At 52.0% G+C, this 17,020-nt stretch carries 14 protein-coding genes and 1 tRNA gene; 4 read left to right on the top strand and 11 right to left on the bottom strand.

The features are described from left to right. Positions 1–2: 2 nt before the first annotated feature. Genes AOQ57_RS07285 through AOQ57_RS07295 form a run of 3 tightly spaced genes read right to left on the bottom strand, consistent with a single transcriptional unit; the run spans position 3 to position 3,175 of the window. Entirely contained in the window at positions 3–986 is a 984-nt protein-coding gene (locus AOQ57_RS07285) for an IpaB/EvcA family protein (protein WP_093626644.1), read from the bottom strand. Further along, on the bottom strand, positions 967–2,244 hold the full coding sequence (locus AOQ57_RS07290; protein WP_093626646.1) for a hydroxymethylglutaryl-CoA reductase, degradative: 1,278 nt from the start codon (positions 2,242–2,244) through the stop codon (positions 967–969). The genes AOQ57_RS07285 and AOQ57_RS07290 overlap by 20 nt, the downstream gene beginning before the upstream one ends. Beyond that, positions 2,237–3,175: a Ppx/GppA family phosphatase gene (locus AOQ57_RS07295; RefSeq protein ID WP_093626648.1), complete on the bottom strand. Its 939-nt coding sequence runs from the start codon at positions 3,173–3,175 to the stop codon at positions 2,237–2,239. The genes AOQ57_RS07290 and AOQ57_RS07295 overlap by 8 nt, the downstream gene beginning before the upstream one ends. A gap of 203 nt (positions 3,176–3,378) precedes the next feature. Here AOQ57_RS07295 and helD point away from each other — a divergent pair, with 203 nt between their 5' ends. Further along, on the top strand, positions 3,379–5,703 hold the full coding sequence (gene helD / locus AOQ57_RS07300) for an RNA polymerase recycling motor HelD (protein WP_439950845.1): 2,325 nt from the start codon (positions 3,379–3,381) through the stop codon (positions 5,701–5,703). Between the two features lie 43 nt (positions 5,704–5,746). Here the strand turns inward: helD and AOQ57_RS07305 are convergent, their stop codons facing one another. The 5 genes from AOQ57_RS07305 to AOQ57_RS07325 all read right to left on the bottom strand — a co-directional run bounded on the left by AOQ57_RS07305 (position 5,747) and on the right by AOQ57_RS07325 (position 9,489). Further along, a complete protein-coding gene (locus AOQ57_RS07305; protein ID WP_093626652.1) occupies positions 5,747–6,910 on the bottom strand; it encodes a cation:proton antiporter in 1,164 nt (387 codons plus the stop codon). 179 nt (positions 6,911–7,089) lie between these two features. Further along, positions 7,090–7,163 (bottom strand) — tRNA-Thr (locus AOQ57_RS07310). A 32-nt stretch (positions 7,164–7,195) separates the two neighbouring features. Continuing rightward, positions 7,196–7,960, bottom strand: coding sequence for an NADPH-dependent oxidoreductase (locus AOQ57_RS07315; RefSeq protein WP_093626654.1), 765 nt, complete (start codon positions 7,958–7,960; stop codon positions 7,196–7,198). Positions 7,961–8,016: 56 nt separating this feature from the next. Then, entirely contained in the window at positions 8,017–8,565 is a 549-nt protein-coding gene (locus tag AOQ57_RS07320) for an alpha/beta hydrolase (protein ID WP_093626656.1), read from the bottom strand. A 33-nt stretch (positions 8,566–8,598) separates the two neighbouring features. Beyond that, on the bottom strand, positions 8,599–9,489 hold the full coding sequence (locus tag AOQ57_RS07325; RefSeq protein ID WP_093626658.1) for a LysR family transcriptional regulator: 891 nt from the start codon (positions 9,487–9,489) through the stop codon (positions 8,599–8,601). A 115-nt stretch (positions 9,490–9,604) separates the two neighbouring features. Between AOQ57_RS07325 and AOQ57_RS07330 the strand changes: the two genes are divergently transcribed. From AOQ57_RS07330 to AOQ57_RS07340, 3 genes are all read left to right on the top strand, one after another. Then, on the top strand, positions 9,605–10,468 hold the full coding sequence (locus AOQ57_RS07330; RefSeq protein ID WP_093626660.1) for an aldo/keto reductase: 864 nt from the start codon (positions 9,605–9,607) through the stop codon (positions 10,466–10,468). Between the two features lie 12 nt (positions 10,469–10,480). Next, positions 10,481–11,338, top strand: coding sequence for an aldo/keto reductase (locus AOQ57_RS07335; protein ID WP_093626662.1), 858 nt, complete (start codon positions 10,481–10,483; stop codon positions 11,336–11,338). A gap of 109 nt (positions 11,339–11,447) precedes the next feature. Continuing rightward, positions 11,448–13,973, top strand: a complete 2,526-nt coding sequence (locus AOQ57_RS07340; RefSeq protein WP_093626664.1) for a M1 family metallopeptidase — start codon at positions 11,448–11,450, stop codon at positions 13,971–13,973. Between the two features lie 53 nt (positions 13,974–14,026). Here the strand turns inward: AOQ57_RS07340 and AOQ57_RS07345 are convergent, their stop codons facing one another. The 3 genes from AOQ57_RS07345 to AOQ57_RS07355 all read right to left on the bottom strand — a co-directional run bounded on the left by AOQ57_RS07345 (position 14,027) and on the right by AOQ57_RS07355 (position 16,699). Beyond that, positions 14,027–15,067: an alcohol dehydrogenase catalytic domain-containing protein gene (locus tag AOQ57_RS07345; protein ID WP_093626666.1), complete on the bottom strand. Its 1,041-nt coding sequence runs from the start codon at positions 15,065–15,067 to the stop codon at positions 14,027–14,029. Positions 15,068–15,298: 231 nt separating this feature from the next. Further along, positions 15,299–16,045: an SGNH/GDSL hydrolase family protein gene (locus AOQ57_RS07350; protein ID WP_235789030.1), complete on the bottom strand. Its 747-nt coding sequence runs from the start codon at positions 16,043–16,045 to the stop codon at positions 15,299–15,301. A gap of 6 nt (positions 16,046–16,051) precedes the next feature. Beyond that, positions 16,052–16,699, bottom strand: a complete 648-nt coding sequence (locus AOQ57_RS07355; RefSeq protein WP_093626668.1) for a nitroreductase — start codon at positions 16,697–16,699, stop codon at positions 16,052–16,054. Positions 16,700–17,020 lie beyond the last annotated feature (321 nt).

Here is a 17,020-nt window from a genome sequence, read left to right on the forward strand (position 1 = left end):
GGTTATCCCTCCCGAACAGTGTAAGGAAAGCCGCGCTTCTCCAAGAACTCTTGGACTGGCTCGGCGTAGAGCTTAACAAATTCCTCCGGTGCGTTTCCCTTTGGCCTTGGAATGACAAAGGAATTTTGCCCGTCGCCCCGTCGCAGGCCAGTGTAGGCATTTCCTTGATTATCCTTCAGTTGCATGTCGGAACGGTAGATTTCAAAGACCTGCTTAACCTCTAAGCGTAATTGTCGCTTAGAGAGGACCGGCGTTACGGTCGCGTAACGTTGGTTGTTTAAAAGCGGTAACCCCCAGCAACCCAGTTGTTCGTCAACCAGCTTGAAGAGGTTGACAATTGTCCGCCGAGTTTCCCACGGGCCTTCCATCGGCCGGTTAAAGATCTTTTCTTGCCATTCCTTCGCCACCTTAAGGGCGTACGGGTACCTCTGGTTCAACTCCTCCTCCACAACCGCTAAGTGGTTACCAAAGAAGGTCACGGCATCAAAGAGGTTAATCACTCGTACCAGGGTATTCATCTTCTGGTCAGCACTGCTCAGCGGGTCAGCATCCTCTTCTGGCAGAGCGGCTTCAAGGCCCTTAAGGTACTCTTGTTCAATTGTTTCGTTGATCAAGCCCCACTTACGCTGGTCGGCGACAATCAGCCGGTGCATCACGGCATTGTATAGGCCAGTGGCAAACATCCGTGATTGATCATCGAGATCCTTATCGCCCCAAGACAGGTTAAAGAGAACTTGCGGGTATTGCTTCAAGGTATACCAAAGATGTAGCAGTTCGTGTGAGGCGGTGTAATTTGGCGCCGTCAGGTCCTTTACCTGAACGACCATCATCCCCGGTAACTGCTTTAATTCCGCTTGATCATGGCGCACAACGCCACTCTTGTCACCGGTGAAATCAACGTGTACCATTCCCAGTGGGTACAAGTCGTCAACTTCTTTTAGTAATTGCTTAACCGGTGCTACTAACTCAATTTTCTCTTCTGCCATCGTTTGTTTCCTTTCTAATTTGGGCCAGTATGTCGCTTGCCACCTGGCGATCAACGTGGCTCAGCTGGGCCAGGCGTTTGGTCAACCGGGGCACCTCAGCGATGGTTGCCCCCACGCTTAGGGCCAGCGAACGATACTGTAATTTCATGTGCCCCGCTTGAATACCAGATGTCGCCAGAGCCCGCAAGGCAGCTAGGTTCTGGGCCAGGCCGGCGGCGGCAATCACACCGGCTAGCTCTTGGGCACTCTTGATTTGTGAGATTTGGTAGTTTGTGTTGGACTGCGGGGTTGTTTTAATGGAGCCCCCAACCACCCCCACTGGCATTGGGAGGGTCAGGCGACCCACTAAGCGGTCACCATCAACTTGCCAGGTTGCAAGTCCCCGGTAGTGGCCATCCCGGGCGGCGTAGGCATGGGCACCAGCCTCAATGGCCCGCCAGTCATTGCCACTGGCTAAAACTAGGGCATCAATCCCATTCATGATCCCCTTATTGTGGGTGGCCGCCCGGTAGACATCAACCTGGGCCAAGTCGCTCATCAAAGCAATTCGACGGGCGACTTGGGGACCGGTCATATCACTGGTCGCTAGGTGGGCCGGGTCAACCTGGCAGGTTACCGTCTGAAGGCTTTCGGTCGCCAGATTACTTAAAATGGCCGTCAAGACGGTGTAACCCTGCTTCCTTAGCCAGGCTCCCACTGCCTCAGCCATTGTGTTGACCGAATTCGCCCCCATTGCCTCGGATACGTCAACTAAAAGGTCCAGGCTTAAAAAGGGCGGCTCGATCCGAACCCGGAGGCCCTTAGCACCGGCTCCGCGCCTTTTCATTGACGGGTGGGCGTCATTAGCCACCGTTAAAATCGTTTCTTCGTGTTCACTCAACCAGGTGGCCAGAGCATCATAGTCGTCAATGTTAGTTAAAACCACTTGGCCGACCAAGGAGCGTGGTTCAGCACTGGCATGAAAGCCGCCGCTTTGGGCCACCCGCTGACTACCATTGCTGGCCGCGGCAATCACTGACGGCTCTTCGGTCACCATTGGCATGGTGTACTCACGGCCATTAACCACCAACCCTACCAAGAGCCCTTCGGGGAGGTGGTAATCAGTCACGTAGTTTTCCACCAGCTGGTCACCCAGGCTGGTCGCCTGGTTTTCCAGAGTCGCAAACTGTTCATCGCTAAGGGCGCACATTTGTTTAACCAGGTTGCGCCGTTCCTGTGCGCTCCGCTTGTAAAACCCATGTTGCCAATTCTTAGTCATGTTGCTCCCCCCGTTGCCGTTTTTGAATGTATTCGGTAATGATGCCTTCACGTACTCCCGATTCCGAGAAGATCACCCGGCCGTCACTATTCCGCTGCAGCAAACAAATCAGCGGTAACATTCCCCCAATGATGATATCGGCACGATCAGCTTCAAGCCCCGGCATCTTCTTACGCTGAGCCAGGTTACGGTTTAATAATTCCCGGTAGGTCCCGTAAACCACCCTGGACGACAGACGGTAACCGTGAAAGGTATTGCCGTGCTGGCGGCGGCGAGCATAACTCATCCGAGCAAGGGTCCGATTCGCCCCACCCAAAAGAACGATTGGTACCCGCGTGGCGTAACGCAACCATGGGATTTTATTAAAACGTTCGGTCACCATTGATTGGGCCCGGAAGAGGTCCGCGGCCCGCACAAAGCCGCCAAGGTGGTATTGTTCCGATAGATTCACCGCTCCAAACGGTAATGAGATCAAGTCGCGAGCCTTTTTATGTTGAACTAGGATCAACTCGCTACTGGCCCCACCTACGTCTAAGATCAGGCAGTGACTCAATTTTAACGTTCGCACCACCCCTAAGTAATCGTAGTAGGCTTCCTTGCGCCCGGACAGCACCTGAAATTCCAACCCGGTCTCTTTTTTGACCCGATCCAAAAATTCCCGGCGGTTTTTGGCTTGCCGAACGGCGGCCGTGGTAATCGCCCTGACCCGTAGATTGGGCAAGCCCTGATAAAGCCGCTTAAACCGTTTCAAGGCTGCAATCGTGTGCTCAATCGCCTTGGGTTGGAGGATTTTCTCCGTTCCCATCCCCTCGGATAAGCGGGTGTTTTCCTTGACCCGTTTGATCTCCCGAAAGTCTCCGTTGTCGGCAATTTCCGTGATTGCCATGCGGACGGAATTTGAGCCTAGGTCAACAATCGCTAGGTTTTCCACGACTCATCACCCCCCTTTATTTAAATTTGTTTTTTCGTAATGTTATCCATCCTATGTTACCATTTTTCGTCACCAGGCAACACGAATAATCCCCCGGAAGCGCAATTTATCTTAAGTCCGTTTTTTGCCGTAGCAGATTTCTGTTATTTCCCAAACGGTGAGTGCTACAATGAATAGATAATTTTTTTACGGGAGGCCTTTTGGTGACTGAACAACTACAACAACGAGCAATCGAACAAGCCCGGGTGAACCGGGTAATCAAAGAAATCGATCGTCAGATTTTGGAGGCCGAACACGCTCTGACCGCCGCCCACCGAGAAACCCGGGCGGTTGAACAAAACTACAGCGAAAACGCCTCGATTAACCGCTACGAAGTCGATGATATCGCCGAATCACGGTCTGAAATTGAACAGCAACGCCAACTGGTGGCCCGGGCCAGCGAAAATGAAACCATTCTGGCCCACCAGCTGGCGACCTTAAAGCAGCTTCGTGACCAACCCTACTTTGGCCGTATCGACATCCAGGACCCGGGCGAAAAGGAGGTTGAATCCCTGTATATTGGCACCGCCTCGTTGATGAACGAAGATAAGACCAATTTTTTGATTTATGATTGGCGCGCCCCCATTGCCGGGGTTTATTACAACGGTACCCTCGGCCCGGTCGAATACCAGACCCCGGCGGGACTCCAGCGCACCACCCTAATAAAAAAGCGTCAGTTCACCATCCATAATGGTCAGATTGAAAACATGTTTGACACCAACGAAACGGTTGGGGACGCCATGCTGCAAGCGGCCTTGGGACGCCAGAACGACCGGACCATGCAAAATATCGTTGCCACGATCCAAAAGGAACAAAACGACATTATCAGAAACACCACCGCCGACCTGATGGCGGTCCAAGGGGTGGCCGGCTCAGGGAAGACCTCGGCCATTCTGCAACGAATTGCCTACCTGCTCTACCACGCTCGCGAATCCTTAAACGCCGACCAGATCGTTTTATTCTCACCTAACCTCTTGTTCTCCCATTACATTGCCTCGGTCCTGCCCTCTCTAGGGGAACGCAACATGCGCCAGGTTACCCTCTCTAACTTCTTAACCCGGCGCTTTGAGGGACTCCAGGTCGAATCCCTCTTTGACCGCTACGAGGTACGGAACCAAAGGGGCGATTCCCACGTACTCGATGACTGGATGGAATCTTCTGCCAGCATGGCCGCCGTTAAAGACTATCTAACCACCCTTTCGAATGGCCAAGCCCCCCTCTTGTTTAGCAATCTCAACTTTGAAGGGCGAATTATGTTTTCAAAAGAGGAAATCAAACGTATCTATGACCACCAGGTCGCCAAAATGAGCGTGGCCGACCGACTGGTCAAGGTCAAAAATATCCTCATCCGGCGCCTCCAGCACCAGGCAACGATTGAGGCCAAGCATGATTGGGTGCAAAAAGAACTTGATACCTTATCTAACCAGGAGCTTCATATCCTGTACGGTAAAAAGACGATTGATGACTTTGAAGACGAACAGGCAGCCAACGCCTACTTAGCCCGGCGTCTGGCTAAACGCCGGTTACGCGTGATTGCCGATGCTATTTATAATAACTACTTCTTAGACTTCTTCACTCTTTACCATCAATTCCTACTGCGCCTACCACTGAACGGTCCAGTAACGGAGACGGCCCGCCTAGCTTTAGCCAACGACTTCAGCCAAGGAATTGAATTCCACCAGATCAAGCTTATTCACACGGCCCCCTTCTTGTACCTGCGCGACCTCTTGACCGGGGGTGGGCAAAATCGGAGCTACCAGTATGTCTTCATCGATGAAATGCAAGACTATTCCCTAGCTACCTTGATCTACTTAAAGCACGCCTTCCCGTCGGCTAGGTTCACCGTGATCGGCGACTCTGAACAAGCCCTCTTTCACCCCCTGGAACTTCCCGAAGTCCTGCTTAAGCGGATCGAAAGCGCCTTGGGGGCCAGGCATCCCCGCCTGATTGCCTTGCACCGATCCTACCGGTCAACCTATGAAATCACCACCTTCGCCAAGGCCCTCCTCCCCGATGGCGACCAGATCACTGCCTTTGCTCGCCACGGTGAACCAGTCAAGCTCCAGGTTCACTACCACCAAGCCGCCTGGCAAGTTGGTCTGGTTAAGGCAGTTCAAAACATGCAAGGACGCTTTGATACCGTTGCCGTCCTGACCAAGGACCAAGAGGAGGCCAAGCAAGTCTACCACCACCTCTATGGTCGGGTGGCCAACCTCCACCGCCTGACCGAGGCCGATACTCAGTTGCCTAGCGGGATCTTGATTTTGCCGATCTACCTCGCCAAGGGGCTTGAATTTGATGGGGTCGTGGTTGCTAACGTCGCCGATACCCACCTGGGAACACAAGCCATCGGACTCTTGTACACGATGGCCACGCGAGCAATGCACGCCCTGACGATGCTGACGATTGGCCCGGTAACTCCCGCGCTCTCCGGGAACACCAGCCAGTTTTTAACCATTACCCACCCAGCGGAGCTCTCCGCCAAATGAAAAAAGCGATCTCACCGTTTTGTGGCGAGATCGCTTTTTTCATTTAATTGGTAACGGAATTATGCTGTCGCTTTAAGGCGTGTTTTAAGATAAACGGCGCCAAGACGGTCGCTAAGACGATTACCGTGATTACATCCGAATAGTACTTGGAGGACAGGAGGTGGGCCTCATAACCAATCTGGGCGGTAATCAAGGCCATTTCTCCACGGGCAATCATCCCGCTACCGATCACGTAACTAGACTGGCGGTCAAAGCCCATCAGCATGGCCCCCCCACCAGACCCGATCAACTTAGTTAAGCAGGCCAGAATCGTCATCGAAACGATGAAAACCAGCGAGTCAAAGAAGTGGTCTAATCTCATCACCAGCCCGACGTTGACGAAGAAGACCGGGATGAAGACGGCATAGCCAAGGGGCTCAAAGGCTTCCGCGATATCATGACGGGTCTTAGTGTTGGCCACTGCAATCCCAGCGAAAAAGGCTCCCACGGCCCCACTCAAGTGAACCATGTCAGCTAAGGAGGCCATCCCCAGGCACAAAATCATTGCCATCACGGCTGGAGCCGCCGTAGTCAAGAATCGCTTACTTAGCCGCATCAGATACGGTGCCAGCCAGCGTACTAAGAAGTAAGTCCCCCCAAAGAAGAGTGCCTGCATCATAATAATCATCGGCAGGCTGGTTGACGATTCACCGCCCTTACCGTTCATCACTGAGATCAAGATGCTTAAGATCAAGACCCCACCGATGTCGTCGGCTACGGCTGCCCCTAAGACGGTTGCTCCTTCCTTGCTGTCAAGCTGACCATACTCGCGTAAAACGGCCACTGAAATGGAAACCGAGGTCGCCGAAAAGATCACCCCGATAAAGAGGGATTCGAACCACTGTAAGCCAAAGAGCTGCGAGCTCAGCCCCATGATCACAATTGGTAGTATCACTCCACCTAGGGCAACGGCCATGGCTGGTTTAAGGTATTTTTTTAGCAGTGACAGGTCACTCTCCAGACCGGCAATGAACATCAAGACGATCACCCCGATCTCTTGGAACTCCTCGATCATTGCGGTTTGGTGAATCCAGCCCAGGACGGCCGGTCCCGCCACGATACCAACCAGAATCTGGCCGATCACGTCGGGGATTCCCCAGCGGTTAAAGAAGTGCGACACCACCTGGGTAACCAGCAAAATCCCCGTCAACGTTACTATAAAAGACATAAATTTCCTTTCTGACAGACTCCACCATATCAAAAATTTTATTCCATAATCAGGACTCTTAAGCGTCCTAATTAGCTGCATTAACAATTATATCAGAAAAAAAAGTGGGGCTAAAGATCCCCGCTTACTAAACTAGGGGACTGTGACTCGGTGTCACAGCCCCCTAGTAGATTAATTTAAGCCACCCGCTGGGATTGAACCAGCACCTTCATCCTTACCATGAATGACACTCTACCTATTAAGCTACGGTGGCTCCTTTAGAATACCAAAAAGTTGGGGGCTCAGCTAGTCTTTCCCCCAGTCCAGTGCCAATCCCTGGCTCTGAATGGTGGCAGCTAGCTTATCCCGACTCGTATCGTGAACGGCTAACTTGGCGCCGGAAATCTGTTTGGTAAAGGAATCAATCCGCCGGTTAGCTTCCCGCAGGTCATAATAAGTGGTAACCACTTCATCGTATTCATGCAGGTTATCAACCTTAAAGTCGGTCGGGTAGTGATTTTCAAAGGCGATTTGTTCCTTTGGCAGGCGGGGCTTTAACTGCGGCTCTTGGTCCGGAACCCCAACCTGAAGCCCCAAAAGCGGGAGGGTCATCTTGGGCATGTCCAAGACCCGGACTAATTCGGCTGGATCATCTTTAATTGAGCCCAAAATTACCCCGCCCAGGCCAAGGCTTTCTGCGGCGGTCAGAAAGTTTTGCAGGGCCAGGACCGTATCCTCAACCGCCTGGAAGAAAATATCAGTCGTGTGCAAGCGTCCGTCGTCTTTCCCCAATTGCCGACGGATTTGCTGGTTGCGGTACAGGTCGACCACAAAGACGAATAATTCCCCGTTAGCTCCGACGTAGGGCTGTCCGGAAATGCTTTGAACGTCCTTCCTGAGTTTGGCGTCAGTCACGTGCAGAATCGAAAACTGTTGCATGAACATCGATGTCGAAGTTTGGCTGGCCGCCGCATACAGGGTTTGTAACTGTTCTTCACTCAAGGGTTGGTCCTTAAACTTACGGATCGAACGGTGGTTAGTAATGAGGTCAACAATTGGATTGTGTAACATGGTAGTTCCTCCTTAAGCTTACTTTTTATCAATGATAACTAACGGTCGTTACCTTCTTAGGCCAGTTCCTCCTCAATAGCGGCCAAGGCCTCTTCACTAATTCCCCTCTTTAGGGGCCCCACGGCCACAAAATGGCTATCGACCATTCGCATGTCCAGGTCGACTGCCCCCCGGTCGCGGGGGCTGGCGATAACGCTGACCCGGCACTGAACGGTGGTTAGCCACTTGGTTAATTCCAACCCGTCCACGGTCCGCAGCAAGTTTTTGATTGGTTTCGGTTGAAATAAAGCCGGTAGCACCCTGACCGTTAAGTCGGCCGTGAGGTGATAGTTAGGGGCAACTAATAGAAGTCGGTCGATGCGCCCCGATTGGCTAGCGGCCACCTTGAGGGCCAAAATGGCGCCGAAGCCATTGGCTACAACCGTCACTGGCTGTTCAGCGGCCCGGACCAGCTCCACAATCCCCGCGCTAAGGGCTGTAAAGTCCGGCGTCTGTTTTAACGCCGCCTCGTAATCTACCACCTGTTTTTGGCGGTTCCCCACCGCTAAGCTGTTCCAGGCCGCCCTTTGTTGGCCCAGGTCCGGCAAAATGATCACAGTTCCCATAAGATCCTCTTTTCAATCCATTAATTAATGGACCTATTTTAGCACATTTGTTCCCCCGGATGATGGACTAGTCGGTAACTTTGCCCACCTCGCTTTCATGTGTTCCACCAGGCGGGCAACCTGCGTGTACCGGCTCCTCTTAAGCGTGGCATAAATTGGCATCACGGCCTTTGGATCCTTAATTGCGCATTTAACCCGGTCGGCCTCGTCTTTAATCGTCACGTTGGTAGTAAAGTAGGGAAAGTTGGAGTGGTGGATAATTTCTGCCATGGCATTGCACTCGTTTTGATACATGAAGTGGGCGTCTTTAATTTCCTCGTCAATCACGTCCTTCCAGGCACCGATTTCATCTAGGACAATGAATGACATCCCAGCTAAGTCGGCAAAACTGACCGCAGTCTGGTTTGCCTGGGGGAGGGACCGATCTAAGGCGACAAAGAGGCGTTCCTCACCGATCAGCAGGCTAACCAGGTCCCCTCCCGTCAAGTCGACGTTGGTAAACACCATCCCCAGCTGGTCATTAAAAAGGGTCGCTTCCACCTCTGCCGGGGCTAACAAGCGATGGTTAATTTGGTGGTTGAACAAAGGGGCGCCCACCATTTGTTCCAAAATAATCAGGGGCCCGGGCATCACCGCCCCAATTTTAAGGGCCCGGTTTTGAGCCACAAAGTTCTGTACCCGGGTCACCATCTGGTCCTCTCGTTCAAGCACCGCAGCCGCTTCCTTCGCCGCTAGTTCTCCGGCCGCCGTTAGCTGGATTCGATTGGGTTGGCGATCAAAAAGCTTCACCCCTAGTTCCTCCTCCAGCTTCTGCATCCCCCGGGTAACAGTCGGTTGGGTGATCGCCAGTTGTGCGGCTGTTTTCTGCAGGGTCCCCAGTTTTTGAAAGGTTACCAGTTCTTCTAGCAGGTAGTTTTCAATCATCAGTTTCCCTCCCTTAGTATACGTTGCCCGTATCCTAGCATGTTCAAAAGGTAATTTTCAATTAATTACTCCTACCCTACAATGAGACAAACAGTTAAACGAAAGGATGACCAAAATGACTATTCCAAAAATCACTCTGAACAACGGTGTTGAAATGCCCCAAATGGGCTTTGGGGTCTTTCAGGTTCCCGATCTAACGGAGGCCAAACAGGCCGTTGCGGACGCCCTTCAAACTGGCTACCGGATGATTGATACGGCGGCCTCCTACCAAAACGAAGAGGCGGTTGGCCAGGCCATCAAGGAATCCGGTATCCCGCGCGAGGAGATCTTTGTCACCTCCAAGCTGTGGGTGTCTGACTTCACCTACGAGCGGGCCAAGAAGGGGATTGACGCCTCCCTTGAAAAACTGGGGCTCGACTACCTTGACTTGTACCTCCTCCACCAACCCTACGGTGACACTTATGGTGCCTGGCAAGCCCTTACCGAAGCCTACCGGGCCGGTAAGATTCGGGCAATCGGGGTTTCCAACTTCTATCCCGACCAATTAAAGAACCTTGAGTTAATGAGCTCGGTCAAGCCAGTTATGAACCAAATCGAGATCAATCCCTGGTACCAAGAAGAACCTGCCGTTGCCTTTGCTAAGGGTGAAAGCATTGCCGTAACTGCCTGGGCCCCGTTTGCCGAAGGTAAGGGCGACCTGTTTAACAACGCCACCTTAAAAGAAATCGGTGCTAAATATAATAAGTCGGTTGGCCAGGTGGTCTTACGCTGGCTCTTGCAGCGGGGGATCGTCGTTATTCCCAAGTCAGTCCACCAAAACCGAATGGCCGAAAACTTGGATGTCTTTGACTTCACCTTAAGCGATGCGGATATGGCAATGATCAGGGCCTTAGACACCGGGGTTAGCCAATTCTTTGACCACCGCGATCCAGTCACAATTGAACAAATCTTTGGGTCTAGCCTCAATCAACTACGTTAAGGAGGATTAACAATGGAAAAAATTCAACTCAACGATGGCAATCAAATTCCCGCCGTTGGCTTCGGGGTCTTTCGCATCCCGGCCGATGGTTCAACCTACCAGGCCGTTTTAGAGGCCCTAGAGGTTGGCTACCGCCATATCGATACGGCCGTGGCCTACTTTAACGAACAAGAAGTTGGTCAGGCCATCAAGGACTCCGGCATCCCACGTGAGGAGATCTTTGTCACTTCCAAACTATGGTTGCAAGACTATGGTTACGAAAAGGCTACCAAGGGACTGGAAACATCCCTGCAAAAGCTCGGCCTCGACTACATTGATCTGTACCTGCTTCACCAGCCTTACGGCGACGTCCCTGGGGCCTGGAAGGCCTTAGAAGATACCAAGGCAGCTGGTAAGATCAAGTCGATTGGAGTCTCCAACATGACCCCAACGATTTGGAACAAGTTCGTGCCCAACTTCGCCACCATTCCGGCCGTTAACCAGGTTGAGTTCAACCTCTTCTTCCAACAACAAGAACTGCGTAAGCTTTTAAACCCGCTGGACGTCAAAATTGAGGCCTGGGCCCCGCTGGGTGCCGGTAACGCCAACATGTTGACTAACGAAACGGTCCTAGCGCTAGCCGATAAGTACCACAAGAATGCCGGCCAGGTGATACTACGCTTTGAAAACCAGGAGGGGATCATCGTCTTGCCAAAGTCGACCCACAAGGACCGGATGGCTGGTAACCTGGATCTCTTTGACTTCACCCTGACTGAAGCAGAAGTTGCTTCTCTGCGGTCACTAGACACTGGCAAAGGGACTCACAATCCCGACGCCCCGGGGATTGCCGACATGCTCTTGAGTGCTTTTGACGTTCACGCCAATGATTAACCACCCCTTTTTGAGACCCTGTTCGGCGCTGGCCGGTGGGGTCTTTTCTTTTGCCCTTCTGTGAACCGGCGTATACTAGGGGGTAATCCAAAAAAAGGAAGTAATCAATATGGCAGTTACCCGATTTTTCGAAGCCTTTCACCCAGATCACTATGACATTAAACTCGATATTAACCGTGAAAAGAAGCAGTTTGCCGGCCACGTTACCGTCACGGGACAGGCCCTGCAAAACACCGTCTCTTTCCACCAAAAGTTTTTAAAGGTATCTTCTGTGATGGTTGAAGGGCGTACCCTTTCATTTGAAAGTAGCGATGAACAAGAATCTTTGACCTTCACCCTGGAAAAGAGTGGACCGGTAGCCGTAACAATCGACTACACCGCCCCCCTGACTGATACGATGATGGGAATCTACCCATCCTATTACCAGGTTGACGGTGAGCAAAAGGAACTGATCGGTACTCAGTTTGAAACCACCTTTGCCCGCCAGGCCTTCCCAGGCATCGACGAACCAGAGGCCAAGGCTACCTTTACCTTAGCCATCAAGTTTGATGAACAGCCGGGCGAAACCGTGATCGCCAACATGCCCGAGGAACGGGTCGAGGATGGCTATCACTACTTTGAACCTACCGTCAAGATGTCGACTTACCTGGTCGCCTTTGCCTTTGGCGACATGCAAAAAAAGGTTACCCAAACAACGTCCGGGGTTAAGGTGGGCGTCTTTGCCACCAAGGCCCACCAGGCGAAGGAACTCGATTTTGCCTTAGATATCGCTAAACGGGCCATTGAATTCTACGAGGACTTCTACCAAACCAAGTATCCCCTGCCTCACTCTTGGCAACTGGCCCTGCCGGACTTTTCGGCTGGGGCAATGGAAAACTGGGGGCTAGTGACCTACCGGGAAGCATACCTGCTAATTGATCCGGATAACACCGCCTTAGACATGAAGCGGGTTGTGGCTACTGTCATCACTCACGAATTGGCCCACCAGTGGTTCGGTGACCTGGTAACGATGAAGTGGTGGGATGACCTGTGGCTTAACGAATCCTTTGCCAACATGATGGAATACCTGGCCGTCGATGCCCTGGAGCCAGACTGGCACATCTGGGAACTCTTCCAAACCACCGAAGCCCCAATGGCCCTGCAGCGTGACGCCACCGATGGGGTTCAGTCAGTCCACGTTGCGGTTAACGACCCGGCTGAAATTGATGCCCTCTTTGACGGGGCGATCGTCTACGCTAAGGGATCGCGAATGTTGGTAATGGTCCGGGCCCTCCTGGGCGACGAAAAGCTTCGCGAAGGGCTCAAGAACTACTTTGCCGCCCACCAATATGCTAACGCCACTGGAGCCGACTTATGGCAGGCCCTCGGCCAGGCCTCTGGTATTAACATCGGCGAGATCATGAACTCCTGGTTGGAGCAGCCAGGCTACCCCGTCGTTTCCGCTAAGGTTGAAAATGGCCACCTCCACCTGCATCAAGAACAGTTCTTCATCGGCCAAGGGACGGATCAAGGCCGCCAGTGGGAGATTCCACTGAACGCCAACTTCACTGCCCCACGGATCATGAAGGAAAAAGACCTGGACCTTGGTGACTACCAAGCCCTGCGTGAAGAAGCTGGCAAACCGCTACGAATCAACGTCGGCAACAACTCTCACTTTATCGTTGACTACGATACCACCCTTTTAAACGACATTATGACGTCCGCTGATCGCTTAGACGCTATCACCCAGCGCCAGCTCCTCCAGGACCTGCGGCTCTTGGCTGAGGGTCAGCACCGCTCTTATGCCGAACTAGTGCCGCTTTTGACCAAGTTCAAGGATCAGCCGTCTTCGATCGTTAACACCGCCCTGTACCAGATTGCCAACTTCTTGAAGAACTTCACTACCCCATCAAGCGATCAAGAGGCCCATCTGAAGCGCTTCTTCGACCGGCTCAGTGACGATCAAGTTGCCCGTTTAACCTGGCAGAAACAAGACGGCGAACCAATCGATGATCAACTGACCCGGCCACTGGTTTTGAACGCGGCCTTGTACGCCAAAAACCAACGGGCCTTAAACAGTGCTCACCAGTTGTTCTTAGCCCACCGGGATCAACCAATTGATATTGAGGCCACCATCCGGCCATTGGTCCTTAAAAACGAGGTCCAAAACTTCAATAGTCCCGCCCTCTTTAGCCAGCTGCTGACCGACTACCGGACCACCAGCGACCCAAGCTACAAGCAGGACTTGCGGGGTGCCTTAGTGGCCACCTCCGATGTAGCCCAACTCAAGGAGATTGTCGACCACTTTGAAGACGCCACTACGATCAAGCCTCAGGACTTACGGGGCTGGTACCGGGGCGTCTTGGCTAACCCAGCCGGCCAACAACTAGCCTGGGACTGGATCCGAAACGAGTGGGACTGGCTGGATAAGACGGTTGGGGGCGACATGGAATTTGCCACCTTCATCACCGTTACCGCCGCCGTCTTCCACACCAAGGAACGGGCCGAGGAATTTGCTGCCTTCTTTGAACCAAAGAAGGGCGTTGCCGGTTTAACCCGTGAAATCACCATGGACATTGAAGTGGTTTCCAGCCGGGTTGACTTGATTGAAAGCCAAGCAGACGCCGTTAATCAAGCGGTTGAAGCGCAACTATAAGGATATACAAAAAGGCCACCGAAAAATCGGTGGCCTTTTTATGTGCACTTAGCTTAGTCGCTAACCTTAACGTAACTCTTGATAACCTTACGATCGGCCATGGCTTGGTAGGCCTCGTTGATCTCATCTAGGGTAAAGGTCTTGGTGAAGACCTTCCCTGGGTTGATCTTACCATCCAAGACGGCCCTTAAAAGAAGATCCTTGTCATAGGTGGTAACGGAAGCCGGCCCACCAGCAACGGCAGTGTTGCGGTAGAACGGCATTGCCATGTCCATCGTAGCATCATGCGGTAAACCAACCCGGCCAACAATGGCACCTGGTCGACCCACCTTCATTGCCGTATCGGTGGATTGAGCGGTCCCTACGCATTCGAGGACGGCATCGGCCCCGCCATTGGTCATGGCTAGGATCTTTTCGACCGCTTCATCGCCACGTTCGGCCACATTATCAGTAGCGCCAAAGTCGGTTGCTAAGGCTTGGCGGTCGGCGTGCCGCGAGGTTGAAATAATCCGCTTAGCCCCACGGAGTTTAGCGGCAATAATGGCACTCAGGCCAACCGCCCCATCACCCATCACAACCACGGTATCGCCTGGCTTAACGTTAGCAACCCGGGCAGCATGGTAACCAGTGGCCATCACGTCGGCCAGGGTCAGGAAAGACTTAAGCATAGCTTCACTATAATCTTCCGGCTGCCCCGGCACCTTTACCAGACTCCACTGAGCGTGTTGAACTAGGAAGTATTCAGCCTGGGTCCCGGCGGAGAAGTTGTCGGTGTGATTCTGGCAGACCCCGTCAAAACCGGCTAGGCAAGCGGGACAGTGCCCACAACCGTGCGTGAACGGAGCAATCACGAAGTCCCCCGGCTTAACGGTGGTGATGTCTTCGCCGACCTCTTCAACGAGTCCGATTGCCTCGTGACCACTGTTGAGCGAGTTGGCCGGCTTATCATCGAGCCCCCGGTATGCCCACAGATCAGAACCACATACACAGGCCCGCAAAACCTTAATCACAACGTCGTCTGACTTTTTGACAGTTGGCTTGTCGACTTCTTGGACTTCAACGAGCCCTTCCTTCATAAACATTGCGCTTTTCATCAGTTAATGTGCTCCTTTCCTGCTTACTTATAATTACCTATTCGTTTATCATATCCTAGGTAGTTGGTTGACAACAAGTGATCTGTTAATACCTTGTTTTGATCGAAAGCCATGCTTATTTTGAATCATCATCCAGAGTAATTGGTTGACTAGGGGCTTTGTGGCACTAAGTTGTCATGGTTTTTTAGCTTGTTTCGTGGATCCAGGGAGTTAATTATCCTGTGCTTTCCACTAGCTAAAAAGGGCGCTTAACTTTTGTTCAAAAACCGGTAGCCATAGCTTCAGGTAGCCCTCCTGGGTGGGATGCACCTCATCAAACATAGCGTTGGGATGGGCCGTCGTGGCAGCATTTAACCCAGCATTGTTAAAGAGATCAATGATTTCAAACTTCCACTTTTTCTGTAGCAGCTTAAGCTCATCAATTAGGTGGGCGTAAGTCCCATCATCAGCGGCGTTTAAACACGTATAGAAAATAATTGGGCAGTGCAACGTGGTCTGAACGTAGGAGCAAATTTCTTCGATCGCCCCCAGGGTGGTTGAAATATCAAATCCCTCCCTTTGATCCTCCGGTGTCCGCTGACCAATCGTTGCTCCATAACGAGTATCATTAGTTGATAACTGGCAGACAAAGGCATCGTATTCTTTCTGACCCGTGAAGCGCCGTTTCATCCGCTTTAAATAGCCGTTGACTTCTTCCCCAGCCAAGGTGGTCCCTGAAACGGCCTCCTTAGTCGCCACTAAGCCATCCTTAGCTTGCAGGTAATCGACAAAAGAAACTCCTTTGGCAAAGATCCCGTAGGTAATTGAGGAACCTAAAAATGCGACCCGCCGCCCATTAAGCGGTGAAATCGGATTATAGGCTACTAAATCCGGGCTAAATGATGTAGCATTTCCCTGCTGGCGGACCGAGTTAGCTACATTGGTCAACGTTTTTTGCCACATTCTTCCTTGCTGCGCCACCATTTTTTGTTCTGACATTATTAGTTACTCCTTATAGTCCAACAGCTCAGTCAGTGGTTTACGTGGGGCGGTAATCCGATTGACTACTGCTGACGGATCCCGGTAGCCCAGACCGATCCCCAGAATTAACACTTCATCTTCTGGAATGGTAACGTACTTACGGATAATATCTGGGTAGACCACAAAACGGTAAGCCGGTAAGCTGGCGATTCCCCGCTCGGTGGCAGCTATGATCATCCCCATGCCAAAACCGCCCAGATCATACAAGGACCAGGGTGAGTAACCCTTGGGCAGGGTCAGGTAGACCACCGCCGGAGCGTTGTATAGGTGGATTGCCGCCTCTTGTAGTGGTTCCATGTCTCCCAGGGTGGTCTTTACCCCCGCTTGCCAGTGGGCCATGTGCTCCTGAGCATCTTGGGACCAGTCTTTCCGCGGGGTAGCGGCTAGTTCTGGTTGGCTCGCCTTCCCCGCTTGGCTAGCAGCCAGAAACTCCTCTTTGATCTTGGCCAGAGTTGATCCAGTAACGATGTGGGCATGGTAGGGTTGGGAATTGACCCAGGATGGAGACCGCAGGCCGAGTTCCGCAATCTTTTTTAAATCTTCGATGGCTACTGGGCGGTCTAAAAACCACCGTGTACTGCGTCGCCGCTCTAAAGCTTGATATGCTTCCATGTTTAATCATCCTTTCTTCTCCTCATAACGAGGTATTTTTTATTAGGATACACTCTTTGCCAAAAAATAACATTGATTTATCGAAACCCTGTTGGGGCAAGATCGATACTAATTTGACCCTATTGGCAATAACTACCACCGTTAACCAATGGTCCATTCTTTATTAGGTTTAGGATACTCAGTTACCAACATCAATTGGAAGAATGATATGGTTCATTAATCCAGAAGCCAATCCCCCTTCTACCACTAAACGGTGGCAATTTTTACACAAAAAAAGAGCCTTACCTTTACTGGTAAAGCTCTTAGGTTTGCGTGGCAACG

This window comes from Limosilactobacillus gorillae, from assembly GCF_001293735.1.
In the GTDB taxonomy this organism is placed as follows: Bacteria; Bacillota; Bacilli; order Lactobacillales; family Lactobacillaceae; genus Limosilactobacillus; species Limosilactobacillus gorillae.